A 15,994-nucleotide genomic window follows, 5' to 3' on the forward strand; every position below is an offset into this window, starting at 1 on the left:
GAAAAGATGAAGCGATGATTGAACTGATCGATGTAAGCAAAAGCTTTACCCTGCATAATCAGGGCAGTGCTGTGATCCCGGTGATGCAAGGTGCGTCGCTGAAGGTTGAGCCGGGGGAATGTGTTGCTCTGACGGGGGCGTCCGGTACTGGCAAGTCCACGCTGATGCGAGTGATCTATGGCAACTATCTGGCGGCCTCTGGTCAGGTGTTGGTTGGTGGGCTGGACGTGGCGAAGGCCGAACCACGACAGATCCTGTCTCTGCGTCGCGATACGTTGGGTTATGTCAGCCAGTTTCTGCGGGTTGTGCCTCGGGTGCCGACGCTGGAAGTTGTGGCAGAGCCGCTGCTGGCCGTAGGTGCGGACAAGCAAATTGCGCTGGACAAGGCGGCCGGGTTGCTGAAACGTCTGAACATCCCCGAGCGTTTGTGGACCCTGAGCCCCACGACCTTTTCTGGCGGTGAACAGCAGCGGGTGAACATTGCGCGCGGCTTTGCACATGAGTATCCCGCGATGCTTTTGGATGAGCCGACGGCGAGCCTGGATGCGCAGAACCGGGAAACCGTGTTGTCTCTGATTGAAGAGGCAAAGCATCGTGGTGCGGCGATTGTTGGGATTTTCCACGACATTGAAGCGCGTAAGCGGGTTTGTGACCGCGAGGTCAATGTTTCGGATTTTACACCGGGGCTGGCTGCATGACGCTTGCTCCGGTCATAGCGGTTGTCGGCCCCTCGGGTGTCGGTAAAGACAGCGTCATGCAAGCGTTGGTGGCCCAAGCATCGGGCATCCAACGCCTGAGGCGCGTGATTACCCGTCCTGAAGGGGAAGAGGGCGAGGATTTCGACCGGGTTTCCGTCGCGACGTTTCAGCAGATGGAACGGGCCGGGGCTTTTGCGTTGAGCTGGCCTGCGCATGGCTTGTTTTACGGTGTTCCGACCGAGATCACACGACAGCGAAACGAGGCAGATGCTGTTCTGGTCAACCTATCAAGAAAGGTATTGGTTCAGGCGCAGGAGGTTTTCGGCGATCTGATCGTGATTTCCCTGACTGCCGAAGCTGATGTTCTGGCACAGCGCTTGTCCGCAAGGGGGCGGGAAAGCGCGACGGAACAGGCGCGGCGGTTGGGTCGTGCCAAAGCGCCTTTACCCGACGGATTGAACCGCGTCATCGAAGTCGACAACTCCGGCGCACTGGAAGACACTGTCGCCGAGATCCTCGCGCAACTTCAACCGGAAAGCGCGTAGCGATGGATCAGGTGAAACCGCCCATCCTCAGCCTCGCCCATCAGGGCCAGATCGGTGATCTGGAAAGGCTGCGGCAGCAACGGGGCCAAATGGGTTTGCAGCGCCTCTTGGGTGGCCCGAAGGGTCGGTTTATCCAGCTTGCCGCTCAGCGTGATGTGAAAGCGAAACGCGTCCAGCACATAAGGATAGCCCCATTGAACCAGATTGGCGTCCTGCTCTGGGGTCAAACCGGCGGCGCGGCGGCGGGCCAGTTCAACCTCGGATGGGGGTGCCCGAAAACCGTCCAACGTCTGAACACACGTGGCGGCCAGGGTGTTCAACGCTTGCGTATCACCCATCGGGCGCAGGGCCAGAAACCGGCCAAGCCGGGCGATCTCGAGGCCATCCAGCATGACAGTGGGCTGGTTGGAAGCGAGCGATCCACAAGCTGCATGCAAGGCGTCGAAGGTTTGGCCTTCGCTCAGTCGGAAGGGGGGTTTCATCGTCGCGTGCAGCCCGTATTTGCGCGGTACGTTCGTGACGGCGGCAACGTCGATCTCTCCGACCATCGGGTGTGCCACCAACGTGCCGGTTTCCATGTCCCAACCCAGCCAGCTGGTTGCGAATTTCGTCCACTCCGCCGCTGCGGGTGGCGCAAAATAAATCGCGTATCGCGTGAATGTCACATTGGCCTCCTATTGCGTGGCCTTCCACTACCTCAAACTGTGTGAAGTTCAGATGACAGAAGACTTGATCCTTGCCAATGCCACGCTCGTGTTGCCGAATGAAACCGTAACCGGCAGCGTTCGGATTGTGGGCGAGACCATAGCCGAGATCGACACTGGAAACGCGGTTCCGTCTGGAGCCATCGACTGCGAAGGCGACTTTGTCAGCCCTGGTCTGGTCGAGTTGCACACAGATAACCTGGAGCGTCACATTCAACCCCGACCCAAGGTAGACTGGCCTCATGCCGCTGCGATCCTTGCGCATGACGCGGAATTAGCCAGCACCGGGATCACGACCGTGTTTGACGCGATGCGGGTCGGATCGATCCCGTCAGGAGCAGCGCGTTATGGAAAGTATGCACGTGGCCTGTCGCAGGAATTGTGGGATTTGCGGGAACAGGATGCGCTGAAGATCAGTCATTTCCTGCATTTGCGGGCCGAGGTGTGTTCCGAGACGTTGGTCGAAGAGCTGGATGAGTTCGGGCCAGAGGACCGGGTTGGTCTTGTGTCCATCATGGATCACACACCCGGACAGCGGCAGTTCCGCGACATGACCAAGCTTGAGGCGTATATGAAGGGCAAACATGCGATGGACGATGATACATTCCTGCAGCATGTGGCCCAGCTAAAGGGCCTTCGCGACCGCAATGGCGATGTACATGAGCTTGAGACCGTTAAGGCCGCGCGCCGTTTTGGGGCGGTTTTGGCCAGTCATGACGATACGACCGAAGATCAGGTGAAAGTCTCGGCAGGTCACGGTATCCGACTGGCTGAGTTTCCGACCACGGTCGAGGCAGCGCGTGCCTGTCACGATCACGATATCAAGGTCATGATGGGCGCGCCGAATATCATTCGCGGCGGCTCACATTCGGGCAACGTCGCAGCCCGCGAGTTGGCCGAACTTGGGCATTTGGACATCATGTCGTCGGACTATGTGCCGTCGGCCCTGTTGTTGTCGGCGGCCATGCTGGGCGAGATGTGGGATGATATGGCGCGCGGTATGAAAACGGTCACTCTGGCCCCTGCGCTGGCCGCGGGGCTAGAAGATCGGGGGGAGTTGCGCGCCAATGCGCGAGCCGATGTCATCCGTTTTCGGATGCGGGCCGGAGTACCGGCCCTGAGCTCGGTCTGGGCGCGCGGTCGGCGTGTGGCGTGATCAGGCGGTATAGAACAGGTAACGGTCCGGGGCGATCGTCTCGGGCCCTTTGATCTGGTTGAAGCCGACGAGGGGCTGCCCCGAGATCAGCAAACCGCCGGGCTGCATGACTTGCGCAATCAATGGGCTGAGCCGCGCGGCTTCTGCCACATCTTCATGCTTGATCCCGCGTCCGAAATCGTAGTGTGCCAGTGCGACCCTGTGCCCGTTCTCTGCCAGTTTCTTCAGCATCGGCTCGGCCTCGCCTTGCAGGAAATCTGCGGCCGGAGGGGCGCTGTCCGGGTGGCATTGCAAAACCCGGTCCATCACCCAGATCCGGCGTTCCGGCAGTATTTCACGCAGGTGGTCATAGGTCCGGCCATTTCCCAAACCCATATCCAGCACATCGCCTGACTGGCCGTTGATGCGCTGGGCAGCCCAGTTCAAACCGTCGCGTTGAGCCGTCAGTCGGCGCAGCATGGAATCCAGTCGGCTCATGGTTGTGTCCTTATTCGTTCCTGGGTGCGACCCACACCGTGGCCGGGCCGTTCAACAATTTGCGCAGCAGGGCCTCGGTAAAGGTCCAGATGTCCTGATCATGGACCAGATGGTGGGTCAATATGCCAAATGGTTCAGCGTTGTCAGCACGTCCTTCGCGCCGATCGCGCAACAGATCAACTGTCTGCTTGATCAGGATGTCGGGGTTGATCAGACTGCGTGTGCCGCGCCAATCAATAGGGTCAAGATGCGTGTTGATTTGTTCCAGCCCCGATGCGGCAAAAGGTGTTTTGCGCGGCGTCGCAGTGGACAGGACACGAAAGCCCAGACCGGGAAGTTGCGCGACCATCTCGGGCGCGATGCGGTTCCACGGGGGAACAAACATGGGTCGCACGTTATCACCGAGCAGATCACCAAGACGGGCCATCCCTGCCTTTGCATCATCAACCATCTGGTCCAGCGGTCGATTGAGTCGGAACTCGGCCTTCTTCTCTCCCGCAGGCGCGTGGTTTTTGTGCTTCCAGCCGTGCACGACAGGGATCAACGAGGGTCGGTCCGCGACATACTCGGCCAACGCTGGGGCCGCGTCTCGGGGGATGACAGCCAGATGAACAGGCAGGCCCAATTCCGCAGACAGATCAGCCAATTGGTCCAATTGAGGAGTTGGAGCGACGGCGTCATCGTCACGCCACCAGAGTGGAAATGACAAACCAGACGCACGCCAGTGATCCAGCTCGGCGTCCAGAGGATGCCAGTCGGGGGTCATGCACGCTGCTCCAACAGGCGTTTGGCGATGCGTACGCTTTGGGCAGCGCCGCCAAATCCGAAATCCTGTTTTGCGCGGGGTCCATCAGCAATGATGCGTTCGACCGCTTGCGCAAGTGCGGCCCCGCTCAGGTTCCGACTTTCCAGAACTTCGATAGCGGACAAGCCAGACAGGCTCTGCCCGCGCAGACCTTGTTCAACCTCTTTGCCATCATCGAAGGGGATAAATACCGCTGGTGTACCGCTTTGCAGAATATCCATAGCGGTGTTGTAGCCGCACATGCTGACCGACGCTGCCGCAAGCGGCAGCATCTGACGAAAATCGGGCCGCACAGGTTCAAGGATGACCGAGGTGCCTTTGGCCTGTTCCGACAGTTCGGCAATCCGCGCCTTTGCATCCGTCCCGCCGACCAACAGGCGCCAACGCGTGTTGGGCATCTGGCGGGCTGCCTCGATGGCCGCACAAAAGATCGGCTGTCCTACGGACCCGCCGCCTGCGCTGACCAAAATTTCATCTTCACCCACCAAATCCGGGTGGGGTTGGGGTAATTCAGGCGCGACAAAGCCGGTATAGTGCACACGGTCGGCCAGTTGATCTGACACCGGCCAACTGACGGATAAGGGCGTTACGCTTTCGGTCGAATGAACCAGTACGCCGTCATAGTAACGCTTTACGATGTCGTCCGCGCGTTCTGCTTTCGCTGGTTTCGAGGGCGGGGCCAGAATATCTCGGATCGACCCCAGAACAACCGGACGTACCGGCAGCTTAGTTGCCGTTTCCAACGCTGCGCCGAATTCGGCGGCCAGCGATCGACGGCCAAAGGGATAAAGCTCTGTGATCAGCACCTGCGGCTGGAACGTCTTTAAGGCCTGAACCAGAGCCGTCGTCCGCGCCGCATGATAGGCGGCGTCAGCCTCTTCGCCGGTTTCGGTCAGCAAGCGGGTGAAATTGGTGCCGTCCGACCTTAAAGGGGGCAGCCCAAACAACGTCATCCCACGGCTATCCAGCTGCGGTGCAGGCATTCCACCCGTCACCACCATGACCTCGTGACCGTCATCCCGAAATGCACGACCAAGGGTCAAAGCGCGGCTGAGATGCCCTGTTCCCAGCAGGTGGGTGACAATGATCATCACCTTCATGGCAAAGTCTCGCGTTTTGGCAGGCGTATGGGATCGGGGTCAGCGGTCATGGTTTTCATATCGACGATATACAGCCGATTGCGTTTGATCTTGAAGGGGGCAGGTCCTTCGAAATTCCAACCCCAAGCTTGGGCCAGAATGACCCGCATGATGCCGATATGGCAGACAGCCACCGCATCGTTTTGCAGAGCGGACAGCCAGGGGCGCAACCGGTCACGAACGTCAGCCGGACTTTCACCGTTTGGCGGGCGGAAATCCCAACCCCAATCTTCGATATGCTTGTAACCGCTTGTTGTGTCAGCGATCAGATCAACGCCGCGCTGACCCTCCCAATCGCCCCAGTTCATCTCGGTCAGCGCGTCTGACGTTTGCGGGCTGCGACCCGAGACGATTTGGGCGGTCTCATTGGCCCGTTGCAGCGGGCTGGACCAGATGTCAGCCTGTGCCCATTCGTGTGGCAGGCAGTAGCCTGACAGTTCCGAGCGCGCGTCATCGTCCAGGGGAATGTCGCTGCGGCCCTGTATCTGACCGGCGCGGTTCCAATGTGTGTGCCCGTGGCGAAGCAGCGCAAGCCTGGTCATGTCAAATCCTTCAGTAACGGGCGGAGAGTTGCCCAAAGGCGGGCAGTGGCTTGTGGCATAAGATGACGGTCAGCCACATACTCGCGAGCAGCCGCGCCGAGGGAGCGGCGCAGCGATGCGTCCTCCAGCAGAGTTTGCAGACGGTCTGCAAAGCCTTGCGACCCGGTGTCGACCGAAGGGTAAGTCGCAGGGGCCAGCACATCTCGAACACCCGGTCGATCTTGTGCGAGCACCGGTACGCCCGCAGCCTGCGCCTCCAAGTAAATCATCCCGTAAGCTTCGTTCACACCGGGCCAAACCAGCACAGAGGCGTGTTCATAGGCCGCTTGCAGCGCATCGCGGTCGAGCTGACCCAGAAAACGGACCTTTTCTCCAAAGGTCTCCATCAAAGCCTCGACTTCGGGTCGAGCGGGTCCATCGCCAGCGATGTTCAGGTGCCAGTCACCCGCCAGATGCGAAAGCGCCTCGGCTAAGATCTGGTAAGAGGCCAGCTTGTCCCCGTGGCGCATCATGCCAACGGTCAGCATCGGACCTTCCCCGCTGGTTGCAGCGGGGAGTTGGGATTGCGGCAGAAATGGCGGCAACTCGACCAAAGCCTGATCGCCAAATCGATCCCGTTCCAATGTGATCAGGTCGTTGGCGGTGTGATAAAATATGACATCGGCGGCGTCGCAGGCCCGATGTGCAGCGGCGGCAAACTCAGCCCAGGGTCCGGTCAACCGGCTGGATGCGCGGGTACTTTCCAACTGTACATATGGGATGCCGCGCGCCTTGCAGACCTGCGGACCCAACAAATCGGGGGCTTTGTAGTAATTGTGATATGTCACCCACAGAGCCGTGTCCGAGGGCAGGTCGGTGACTAACCTCTGTGCTTCCTTGTCTGCCGCACGCTGCAAGGCATGTTGCAGGTCCATATCACCGCGCTTGTCGTAAATCCTGAGGTCTGAAACCAGATCAACCGTGTCGCCTTCGGCAGCAAGGGCCTTGATCAGGTTCCGCGCCATTTCGCGGTCGCCCGAAGGGGTTGGGCTGTTGGGGGATTTCATCGGTGCATAAAATGCGACCCGTGCCATCACGCGGTTTCCATGCACATGGCGTTTAGTCGCTTCGAGAGCTGGACGATGCCCGGGTCCATCCGAAACTCGGCTATCAGGCGATCATAAGCCGCAAGCGCCATTTGGGCTGCTTGTTGCGGATTGTTGGCCAGTGATTCAATGGCTGCTGCCAGCGCGCTCGGGTCGTCGCTGGACAGGATGCCGTGCGTTCCGGTTTCGATGAATTCCGGGATTGCCGAGACCGGGGTCGAAAGGATCGGCAAACGCTGAGATGCAGCCTCCATCAAAACATTCGGCAGCCCGTCACGGTCGCCATCTGCCGCAATGCGGCTGGGGAGCACAAACAGGTCTGCCTTTCGCATCGCCTCGATCACTTCGGGCTGATCACAGGCGCCTTTCCAGGTGATGTGATCCGCGATACCAGCCACGCGGGCCTGAGCCCGCAAGGCATCGCCCAAACCGCCACCGCCGATATGGGTCCAATGCCAGTCCAGAGTTTCCGGCAGTAAGGCAAAAGCAGCGATCAGCCGATCGAACCCCTTTTTCTCAACCAGTCGCCCGACAGAGATCATATGGAAGGGACCGTTTACGGAGCGCAAAGTGCGCGTCGGGGGGTCTGGAAACCGTGACAGGTCAAGACCATGATAGATCAGGTCCATACGATTTGGATCGTCTGCCAGGCCCCGCAAATGCTCGGCCCCAATGGCTGTGCAGGTGGCACCGAATGTGGCGCCATGGGTCGCAGCCTGCAGCTTTTCACGCTTTTCCCATTCCGGTGAGGTCCAGATGTCTTTGGCGTGGGCAGAAAAACTCCATGGCAGTCCACGCATAATGGCCGCATATCGGGCAACCGAGGACGGCGTGTGCATGAAATGTGCATAAAGCCCCAGAACTTCCGGGGGTAGTTCGGCGGCCAGAACACAGGCTTGCCCAAAGCGCCGGATGCGATTTGGTGTTGGGTCGCGACGCAAGTCCTGCCGCCAGATCCGGTAAGCCTCGGCATAGCCGGGCAGGGTTTGCGCAATCGCCCGCGCTGCCCACACACGCTGTGGTTCCTGATAAAGGTATTCAGGCAAATAGTGGACTTGTCCGGCGAAGCGGTCGTGCAAGGGATGGCGTTTGGTATCTGTCGGGTGCCGCAACGACCAGATGTCGAACTGGTGACCCGCGTCCTGCAAGGCGACAAGTTCCTGCGCAATAAACGTTTCGGACAGTCGCGGCCAGCCTTTGACCACAACTGCCAAATTAGGGGAACCTGAAGTCATCCGGTGGCTCGTTCCTGTTCCCAGGCCAGCAGATCGTCGATGCGATCGGTGACGTAATCCAACCCGTCCAACAAACCGGTCTGGATGGCCTGCGATGGCAAGGATTGTTTGGGCAGGTTTTGGATCGCGGCGATCATCGCCTCGGGGGTCAGGCCGTCACGGTGTTCGTCCAGCATTTTGACCAAGCCCAGCTCTTCCGCGCGAGAGGCGCGAATCCACTGCTCCAGCCGGGGCGTGGTACGTGGGACGATGACGGCGCGTTTGTCGAAGGACAGAACCTCGCAAAAGGTGTTGTAGCCGCCCATGCAAACAACGCCTTCAGCCCCTGCAAACAGCGTTTCGATCTGGGATTCGAACCCAACTGCGGTTACTCGACCGTTCAGTGCCGCAACGCGCGCTTCGAAATCCTCGCGCAATTCGCCGGACAGGAAGGGGCCGTATACCAGAACAGCGCGCGGCGACAAATTTGGGTCTTTCTCGTAAGCGGATAGAACAAGGTTCACCATCGCCTTGCCATCGCCGCCACCACCGGGGGTGATCAGGATATAAGGCTGTTCGGGTGACTCGCCTACAGGGCCAAGATCCCGACGCAGGTATCCTGTCCAATGAATGCGGGATTGTGCGGCAGGGCTCAGCGGTAAGCCCTGGGTGGGGTCATAGATCGACTTTAACCCATAGACCCAGATTTCGTGATAGAACCGTTCGGTCGCTTCAACGGCCTCTTTGCGGGCCCATTCGGCGGCCAACACTTCGGGCTCGTCCAGAACGTCACGCAGCCCAAGCACCAGTTTCGTGCCGCAGTTTCGTTCGAGATAGTTCAACGTCGGCAATAGTTCGCCCCGGAACCCGGTTGGTTCCTTATCGACGATCAGCACATCGGGGTCGAATTGCTGAACCGCCGTCTGTATCAGGCCCGATCGCAGCTCAGTCACTTCGTCGATACCCATTCCAATCGTGCGTGCGGCGTAGGATCCATCGGCGCGTTTGGTCACACCGGGCAGACGCACGTGATCGACGCGGCGCGGAAACGTAAAACGACCCGCCACCGGAGATCCGGTCAGGATAAGCGCTGACGCACTTGGGTCGGCTTGGGTGATCGCAGCAGCCAAAGCCCGCGACCGGCGCAAATGGCCCAGTCCAAACGTGTCGTGGCTGTAAAACAGGATACGCGGCGCGCGGTCCGGTTTTGAGTTGGTGGTGCCAAGGCTCATAGAATTGCCCGTCTTCTTGATCTCGATGCGAAATCCGCGCGTTCGCAAGCGTTATCGTATATTTTTTTGTTGTGCTTGCCAAAGGCAGAAATGCGACCCCGCAAATGTTCCAAGCATTGCGATTTGGCAACATCATATTGAAGAATTAGAGACATATCGCACCAAAGCTTGGAAAGGATCGCAAAAGGACCAAAGAAATCACCAACATATGGGACGCCCGCAACCTTTGCTAACGTCATATTCAATTTCCACTGGATTGGAAACAGGCGCAAATCGCTTGTGCGCCGAGAACACGCCAGAACATGTTCTTGAAACGGGGGCGTGCGAGTGTTTGAACTGCCCGCGACGCTTCTTTATTCTGCACTGCATCGGAAAAACTGGAAACAAGACCCTATGAAACATACCTTTCTGGCCGCGCTCGTATGGGCTTTGTGGTCTTTCGTTCTGGCATTTCCGGTTAGCGTCTCGGCGCAATCATCCTTGATTCCAGGTTACGGTGCCGGATCGGGAAGCGCGTCCGAGCCCGCACCTGAAAGCGATCTTGCCGCTGCGATACGCGCCGCCAGCGAGGCGGGCGCAAGTGTGATTGTCATCGACAGCACCGGCCAGGTCGTAACTACAGCAGGCGACGCCGAGGCAAGCCCCACCCAAAACGGCGGTGGGTCGAACAACCCTATGAGCGACGGATCGCAACTGATGAAGGCGCAGGAGCGGTTCTCGAAGTTCCGTGAGTCCATGCAATCACGGCTCGAAGCGCTGCCTTATTCGGTGTTCGAAGTGCAGTATATTCTGCGTCAGACCAGCCCTGACGGGCGTATCCAGACTTATGTCGAGGTCTTGGGCTGGAACATCCTGTTCCTGCTGTTGGGGCGTTGGCTGTCGATCGAGATTTACGGCAAACGCTTTGCTCGGCGTTGGGTTGTGGCCCGGGTCAAAGACGACCCTGTTGGATACCGCGAAAAGATGCCGTTCCTTGTCTTCCGCTTTTTGATGGGGATTGGTGGCACGATCTTTGCCATGCTCATGGCGCTGATTGTTGGGTATCTGTTCTTCGGCGAGGCCGAGGACATCTCGATCCAGTTTACGGTTACAGCCATTTTCACCGCGTTCTTCCTGGCGCGTACTGTATCCGATCTGTGGCGGATGGTTCTGTCTCCCTATCTGAGCCAATACCGCCTGCCGCCGTTTTCCGACAAGAACGCGCGCAGGCTGTACATCTGGGCGTCGGCTTTGGCGACCTACGACATCTCGGTTGTTTTGTTTGCAACATGGGTCGCGGATTTTGGCCTGAATTATAACGTTTATGCTATGGTTTATGGCGGGCTCACGATGCTTGGTGCGTTGGGCAATGTTCTGATGATCTTGTTCAATGCCCGGGCCATTTCGAACGCGATCCGGGGAGGGCGCGCGTCAGATCAGGTATCGTTTCTCTTGCGTTTCGTGTCCTTTGGCTGGGCGCCTGCTCTTATCGTTTATGTCGTGTTCAGTTGGTTCCGTTTGGCCGTTGATTTGGCGCTCGAGAATCCGACGCCACTTCCGCTGATTGCAAGCAGTTACCTGATCTTCATGTCCGTCGTCATCGCCTATGGCGCGATGAACTATCTGCTGGAACGGTACTTTGATCGAACCCGCAAGATCGACGAAATAAACGAAGAAGCCGCGGCAGGCGAAGACGACATCGTGCCGTTGGAAACACCTGAGGCCGAGCAGAGAAAGCAATACCTTCTCACCTACGAAGATCTGGCCCGTCGGGTGGCCGGAATTCTGGCCTTTGTGATCGGAGCTTATGCGCTTGTGGTCATCTGGTACCCGGACGCGGACTGGAGCCAGGACCTGCCAGTCGAACGTGCGCTGGATGTGATGGTCATCATCTTCATCGGCTATATCCTGTTCCACTTCTTCCGAATCTGGATAGACAGCAAGATTGCCGAAGAGGTCGATGACGGTACAGAAGCGGAACTGGGCGATGAAGGCGGCGAGGGTGGGCAAAGCCGTCTGGCAACATTGCTGCCCCTGTTCCGGGGTGCAATTCTGGCTGTCGTCGTCGTCACGATTGTTCTGATTGTTCTGATGGAGTTGGGCATCAATGTCAGCCCGCTGTTTGCTGGCGCTGGTGTAGTAGGTTTGGCAGTTGGTTTTGGGTCGCAAACACTTGTGCGTGATATCTTTTCGGGCGCCTTTTTCCTGTTGGATGATGCGTTCCGCAAAGGCGAATATATCGACATCGGGGATGTAAAGGGCACGGTCGAGAAGATCTCGGTCCGGTCCATGCAACTGCGTCATCACCTAGGTGCGCTGAACACCATTCCCTTTGGTGAGATCAAGGTGCTGACCAACTATTCGCGCGATTGGGTTATCATGAAACTGCCCTTGCGCGTGACCTATGACACAGATGTCGAGAAAGTGCGCAAGCTGATCAAGAAACTAGGCCAACAGCTGCTGACCGATCCTGTGATTGGCGACAATTTCATCCAGCCGCTGAAATCTCAGGGCGTGATCGAGATGCAGGATTCCGCGATGATCATCCGGGTCAAGTTCATGACCAAACCGGGTGACCAGTGGCTGGTACGAAAGAAGGTTTATCAGGAAATTCGCGAACTCTTTGCGCGTGAGGGTATCAAGTTTGCCCACCGCGAGGTCACGGTGAGGCTGGCGGATGGAAAAGAAGCCGAGGATCTGACCCCGAAACAGCGTGAGGCTGTAACTGGTGCAGTTCAGGCCGCAATTGACGAAGAATACCTGGACGATATCGGCCCCGGAGGCGACGACCGCTAGGGTGTGCTCCTGCCATTTTGAAGAACATCTCTGACGAGATTCCGTCAATATGTTGGGCCCGGCCGCGCGTTCCGCGCGGCGGTTGGGTCAATTGGCGTTCAAGGGCCAAATGGGCTGTGATGTGCCCAATTTCGATGCTGGCAAATCCCAGCGCATTGATGCCTCGCCGACTTTAAGCGCAGGTTTGAGCCGATGACCGGGCCCCCAGCCAGATGCTTCGGTTTCCGTGTTGTAGTCTTTGGGTGTCGGATTGATCGGTGCTGCTTCGGTATCGTCCTTGCCAAGGACAGCCAGAAGTTCAGCTGTGCGGGCAAGGGACAGGTGGGCGTGCATGATGGAATTGCCCGATGCGGCCTCTGACAGAGCGGACAGAACAGCGGCCGCCATCAAATACCCTGTTGCGTGATCAAGGGCCTGAACCGGCAGGGGGGTAGGTTTGTCCGCCTGCGCCCAGCCCATTCCTGTATGGGCGATGCCCGCGCTCATCTGCACAAGGCTGTCAAAACCGCGCCGGGTGGACCATGGCCCCTGCCAGCCATAGGCATCCAGAGTAACCTCGATCCGGTTCGGAGCCAATTCGTCACGTTTGGCGCGCGTCAGGCCCAAAGCATCCAATGCGCCCGGTCGATACCCGTGCACAAACACATCCGCTTGTGACAGCAGCTCTTGCAGCCGCTTCATGCCATCGTTTGTTTTCAGGTCCAGATAGGCGCAGTGCTTTCCCAGTGAGATGTCAGGGATCACCCCCGGTTCATCCCAATCAGGCGGGTCGATGCGCAGAACCTCGGCGCCGAAACCGGCCAGCGTGCGGGTCGAGACCGGACCGGCCAGAACACGTGTCAGGTCAAGCACGCGTAATCCCGCCAAGGGCCGTTTGGCGGTCGCGTGCGGCCTGTCGCGCAGCTTGACATAACGCGGCCTCTGCCAACCGATCAGCGGATTGCGTGACACGGCGCGGCCTTGCGGATGTTCCAGCCACTCGGTTCGACTGCGCATGGCAGCGGCAACGCCGCCTTCCGCCACGACGGCAGTTTCCAGATCCGCTATGGACAATGACTTAACGGCAGTTGCTACGGCCTCGCGATCAGGCGGAGTACCAAGAACCTTCAGCGCAGCCGCTCGGTGGCGAGTTAAGTTGGTGTGCAACCTGATCCAGCCGTCCGAGGCTTTATAGTCGCCTGCGACCGCATCCCACAGGCTTGGCATGTCCCAACCGTCTGGTTTGAAAGAATAGCCGAACCAAAGGGACGCCAGCCGGTGATCGACCGTGATCTCAGGTTTAACGGAGAGCAGGTTGAGCGCTTGCATCAACCGGGCCATTTCGTGACCTACCGTCGCAAAGCTGGCTGTGGCCAATTCAGAAACGGCAAAAGCGCTGGGCAGCGCGCCTTCACCCGTTCTGCGATAGCTGTTCGCAGCAGGAAGGGTGGCCAGAAGGCTCATTGCTGATAGGGGTCCAGGCTGTCGCGCAGCCCATCACCGAGGAAGTTGAACGCCAGCACGACCACGATGATCGGTAGCATCGGGATGGCCGTCCACGGGTAGATTTCGATCGAGGCGAGGTTCTGTGCATCATTCAGCATGACACCCCAACTGACCGCAGGTGCCCGCAGACCCAACCCAAGGAAACTAAGCGCTGTTTCCCCCAGGATCATGGCCGGTATCGACAAGGTGGCTGATGCGATCAGGTGCGACATGAAGTTGGGTAGCAGGTGTTTGCGGATCACCCGGCCCGAGCTCGCGCCCATCATTTCAGCCGCGCGCACATATTCTTCCTCACGCAGTGACAGGAACTTGGCCCTAACTGAACGCGCAAGGCCAGGCCAGTCGAGTATGCCCAGGATAATCGAAATGATGAAGAAAACCGCCACAGGGCTCCAGTTCGATGGCACGGCGGCGGACAGCGCCAGCCAGAGTGGCAGTTCCGGCAACGAGCGCAGAATTTCGATGACTCGGTTGATCGTCCAGTCGATGCGCCCGCCGAAATAGCCCGCCATCGAGCCGAACAAGATGCCCAGAAAGAACGACACAGAGATACCGATCAGGCCCACCGTCAACGAAAGCTGAGCGCCATAAAGGATACGACTGAAGATGTCGCGCCCCAGTCGGTCAGATCCCCACAGGAACAGGGTGGCGCCTTCGGGGGCGCAGAACAGATGAGTGTCGGACGGTATGAACCCGGCCAAACGGTACTCTGACCCTTCGCAAAAGAACCTGATGGGACGAGGGTCGTCTGTGTCGGGCACAAATTTCCACTGGAATGTCTCAAGATCCGCTTCGGCGACGATCGGATACACATGGGGCCCGATGAACTCACCCTCATGGAACCAATTTACAGATTGCGGCGGGGCATAGAGGTGTTCGCCATTTCGCTCGTTCGGCCCATAGGGTGCGATAAACCCGGCAAAGGGCAACATCAGATAACAAAACAGCAAGAAAATGCCAGAGATCAGGCCAAGCTTGTGAGTGCGGAACTTGCGCCAGACCAGCACCCAATTTGGCGCGTCCAGATCGGCGCGTTCGAGCTGCTGAACAGACGCTTGCGGATCAAATGGCGCGTCATCGACAAAGCGGTCATCGGGACGATCAGTCATGCTTCGCGCCCCTCATAACGGATGCGCGGATCCAGCATCACCAACAGAATATCCGAGATCATCGTTCCGATCAGCGTGAGCAAAGCGACGAACATCAGGATGAAAGCCGACAGGAACTGATCCTGCGTTTTCAAAGCCGTCAGCAGGGTCGGGCCAATTGTTTGCAGGCCCAGAACAACGGAAACCAGAACTGAGCCTGATACCATTGACGGAAGCAGGTTGCCGATATCGGCCACGAAAGGGTTAAAGGCCACACGCAGTGGGTATTTGGTCAGCATCCGCGACGGGGCCATACCTTTGGCAATCGCAGTTTCGACATAAGGCTTGCCAAGCTCATCCAGCATATTTGCCCGCAGGCGCTGCATCATGGCCGAGGCCCCAGAGGTGCCGATCACGAAGGTTGGCACGATCAAATGAATGAGGATGGATTTCAGCTTGTCCCAACTCATCGGCTCGCCTTCGAACTTGGGATCCATAAGGCCACCAATGGGCAGGTTGAAATACTGGTGTCCGTAGTAGAACAAGATCAGAGCCAAAAGGAAGTTCGGTGTGGCCAGGCCCAAATATCCAACAAAAGCCGAGGTATAGTCGATCCACGTTCGCGACCGCGCCGCGGCGATAACACCAAGGGGCAAAGCCACGGCATAGACAAACAGGATCGCAGCCAGATTGACGACCACCGTCAACCAAAGCGTATCGCCAACAATTTCTGATACGGGACGGTCAAATTCAAAGGACCAGCCATAGTTTCCTTGAATTAACCCGGAAAACCCGTGCGGTCCGGGCCAGAACCCCATCCAGATCAGGTATTGCTCCCAGATGGGACGATCCAAAGCGTATTCCGTGCGCAGAAACTCGGCCTTGGCGACACCGGCAGATTGCCCCGAGGCCTGAAGCTCGGCGATCTGGTTGCTCAGGTAATCACCGGGCGGCAGGTTGATGATTGTGAAAATCAGGACCGAAACTACCAACAAAGTCAGCAGCATCGTAAAGAACCGATAGACCGCATAGCGCAGCATGACCATTTT

General features: G+C 58.3%; 15 protein-coding genes. 4 read left to right on the top strand and 11 right to left on the bottom strand.

The annotated features are described in order from the left end of the window. The first annotated feature begins 14 nt into the window (after window positions 1-14). Together phnL and phnN are read left to right on the top strand one after the other, a co-directional pair. Complete coding sequence (gene phnL, locus GOV89_RS20370; RefSeq protein ID WP_171181536.1) at window positions 15-698, top strand: phosphonate C-P lyase system protein PhnL; 684 nt, start codon at window positions 15-17, stop codon at window positions 696-698. Further along, on the top strand, window positions 695-1,243 hold the full coding sequence (gene phnN, locus GOV89_RS20375) for a phosphonate metabolism protein/1,5-bisphosphokinase (PRPP-forming) PhnN (protein WP_171181533.1): 549 nt from the start codon (window positions 695-697) through the stop codon (window positions 1,241-1,243). Before phnL ends, phnN begins: the two co-directional genes overlap by 4 nt. Here the strand turns inward: phnN and GOV89_RS20380 are convergent. After that, a complete protein-coding gene (locus GOV89_RS20380) occupies window positions 1,225-1,908 on the bottom strand; it encodes a DUF1045 domain-containing protein (protein WP_171238929.1) in 684 nt (227 codons plus the stop codon). The two genes, phnN and GOV89_RS20380, sit on opposite strands and share 19 nt — an antisense overlap. Window positions 1,909-1,960: 52 nt before the next feature. On the opposite strand from GOV89_RS20380, the gene GOV89_RS20385 reads away from it, so the two are divergent. Then, window positions 1,961-3,103, top strand: coding sequence for an alpha-D-ribose 1-methylphosphonate 5-triphosphate diphosphatase (locus tag GOV89_RS20385; protein WP_171238930.1), 1,143 nt, complete (start codon window positions 1,961-1,963; stop codon window positions 3,101-3,103). Here the strand turns inward: GOV89_RS20385 and GOV89_RS20390 are convergent, their stop codons facing one another. From GOV89_RS20390 to GOV89_RS20420, 7 genes are read right to left on the bottom strand one after another with little or no spacing between them, the layout of a single operon-like run. Beyond that, window positions 3,104-3,580, bottom strand: a complete 477-nt coding sequence (locus GOV89_RS20390; RefSeq protein WP_171238931.1) for a class I SAM-dependent methyltransferase — start codon at window positions 3,578-3,580, stop codon at window positions 3,104-3,106. Window positions 3,581-3,590: 10 nt separating this feature from the next. Further along, window positions 3,591-4,346: a polysaccharide deacetylase family protein gene (locus GOV89_RS20395; protein ID WP_171238932.1), complete on the bottom strand. Its 756-nt coding sequence runs from the start codon at window positions 4,344-4,346 to the stop codon at window positions 3,591-3,593. Continuing rightward, complete coding sequence (locus GOV89_RS20400; protein ID WP_171238933.1) at window positions 4,343-5,485, bottom strand: glycosyltransferase family protein; 1,143 nt, start codon at window positions 5,483-5,485, stop codon at window positions 4,343-4,345. Before GOV89_RS20400 ends, GOV89_RS20395 begins: the two co-directional genes overlap by 4 nt. Beyond that, a complete protein-coding gene (locus GOV89_RS20405; RefSeq protein ID WP_171238934.1) occupies window positions 5,482-6,066 on the bottom strand; it encodes a histidine phosphatase family protein in 585 nt (194 codons plus the stop codon). The genes GOV89_RS20400 and GOV89_RS20405 overlap by 4 nt, the downstream gene beginning before the upstream one ends. Beyond that, window positions 6,063-7,139 carry a glycosyltransferase family 4 protein gene (locus tag GOV89_RS20410; protein ID WP_171238935.1) on the bottom strand — a complete coding sequence of 359 codons (1,077 nt, stop codon included), beginning with the start codon at window positions 7,137-7,139 and terminating at the stop codon, window positions 6,063-6,065. The genes GOV89_RS20405 and GOV89_RS20410 overlap by 4 nt, the downstream gene beginning before the upstream one ends. Next, the gene (locus GOV89_RS20415; RefSeq protein WP_171238936.1) at window positions 7,139-8,386 is read right to left on the bottom strand and encodes a glycosyltransferase family 4 protein; all 1,248 of its coding nucleotides are present in this window, start codon (window positions 8,384-8,386) and stop codon (window positions 7,139-7,141) included. Before GOV89_RS20415 ends, GOV89_RS20410 begins: the two co-directional genes overlap by 1 nt. Continuing rightward, the gene (locus GOV89_RS20420) at window positions 8,383-9,597 is read right to left on the bottom strand and encodes a glycosyltransferase family protein (RefSeq protein WP_171181516.1); all 1,215 of its coding nucleotides are present in this window, start codon (window positions 9,595-9,597) and stop codon (window positions 8,383-8,385) included. Before GOV89_RS20420 ends, GOV89_RS20415 begins: the two co-directional genes overlap by 4 nt. Window positions 9,598-9,990: 393 nt before the next feature. Here GOV89_RS20420 and GOV89_RS20425 point away from each other — a divergent pair, with 393 nt between their 5' ends. Next, the gene (locus GOV89_RS20425) at window positions 9,991-12,372 is read left to right on the top strand and encodes a mechanosensitive ion channel family protein (protein ID WP_171238937.1); all 2,382 of its coding nucleotides are present in this window, start codon (window positions 9,991-9,993) and stop codon (window positions 12,370-12,372) included. Between the two features lie 87 nt (window positions 12,373-12,459). On the opposite strand, the gene GOV89_RS20430 is transcribed toward GOV89_RS20425, so the two are convergent. The 3 genes from GOV89_RS20430 to GOV89_RS20440 are packed head-to-tail and all read right to left on the bottom strand — an operon-like array spanning window position 12,460 to window position 15,991. Then, window positions 12,460-13,815 carry a CoA transferase gene (locus tag GOV89_RS20430; protein WP_171238938.1) on the bottom strand — a complete coding sequence of 452 codons (1,356 nt, stop codon included), beginning with the start codon at window positions 13,813-13,815 and terminating at the stop codon, window positions 12,460-12,462. Next, a complete protein-coding gene (locus tag GOV89_RS20435) occupies window positions 13,812-14,966 on the bottom strand; it encodes an ABC transporter permease (RefSeq protein WP_171181511.1) in 1,155 nt (384 codons plus the stop codon). The genes GOV89_RS20430 and GOV89_RS20435 overlap by 4 nt, the downstream gene beginning before the upstream one ends. After that, window positions 14,963-15,991 (bottom strand): ABC transporter permease, encoded by a 1,029-nt coding sequence (locus tag GOV89_RS20440; protein WP_171094404.1) that lies wholly within the window; start codon window positions 15,989-15,991, stop codon window positions 14,963-14,965. Before GOV89_RS20440 ends, GOV89_RS20435 begins: the two co-directional genes overlap by 4 nt. Window positions 15,992-15,994: the final 3 nt, after the last annotated feature.

It is taken from the genome of Ruegeria sp. HKCCA5763 (genome assembly GCF_013034545.1).
In the GTDB taxonomy this organism is placed as follows: Bacteria; Pseudomonadota; Alphaproteobacteria; order Rhodobacterales; family Rhodobacteraceae; genus Ruegeria.

Bases quoted from the DNA above. Each gene is read 5' to 3' on its own strand.
- phnN (WP_171181533.1), top strand. From the start codon at position 695: ATGACGCTTGCTCCGGTCATAGCGGTTGTCGGCCCCTCGGGTGTCGGT.
- GOV89_RS20430 (WP_171238938.1), bottom strand. From the start codon at position 13,815: ATGAGCCTTCTGGCCACCCTTCCTGCTGCGAACAGCTATCGCAGAACG.
- GOV89_RS20420 (WP_171181516.1), bottom strand. From the start codon at position 9,597: ATGAGCCTTGGCACCACCAACTCAAAACCGGACCGCGCGCCGCGTATC.
- GOV89_RS20440 (WP_171094404.1), bottom strand. From the start codon at position 15,991: ATGGTCATGCTGCGCTATGCGGTCTATCGGTTCTTTACGATGCTGCTG.
- phnL (WP_171181536.1), top strand. From the start codon at position 15: ATGATTGAACTGATCGATGTAAGCAAAAGCTTTACCCTGCATAATCAG.
- GOV89_RS20400 (WP_171238933.1), bottom strand. From the start codon at position 5,485: ATGAAGGTGATGATCATTGTCACCCACCTGCTGGGAACAGGGCATCTC.
- GOV89_RS20410 (WP_171238935.1), bottom strand. From the start codon at position 7,139: ATGGCACGGGTCGCATTTTATGCACCGATGAAATCCCCCAACAGCCCA.
- GOV89_RS20405 (WP_171238934.1), bottom strand. From the start codon at position 6,066: ATGACCAGGCTTGCGCTGCTTCGCCACGGGCACACACATTGGAACCGC.
- GOV89_RS20435 (WP_171181511.1), bottom strand. From the start codon at position 14,966: ATGACTGATCGTCCCGATGACCGCTTTGTCGATGACGCGCCATTTGAT.
- GOV89_RS20390 (WP_171238931.1), bottom strand. From the start codon at position 3,580: ATGAGCCGACTGGATTCCATGCTGCGCCGACTGACGGCTCAACGCGAC.
- GOV89_RS20415 (WP_171238936.1), bottom strand. From the start codon at position 8,386: ATGACTTCAGGTTCCCCTAATTTGGCAGTTGTGGTCAAAGGCTGGCCG.
- GOV89_RS20385 (WP_171238930.1), top strand. From the start codon at position 1,961: ATGACAGAAGACTTGATCCTTGCCAATGCCACGCTCGTGTTGCCGAAT.
- GOV89_RS20395 (WP_171238932.1), bottom strand. From the start codon at position 4,346: ATGACCCCCGACTGGCATCCTCTGGACGCCGAGCTGGATCACTGGCGT.
- GOV89_RS20425 (WP_171238937.1), top strand. From the start codon at position 9,991: ATGAAACATACCTTTCTGGCCGCGCTCGTATGGGCTTTGTGGTCTTTC.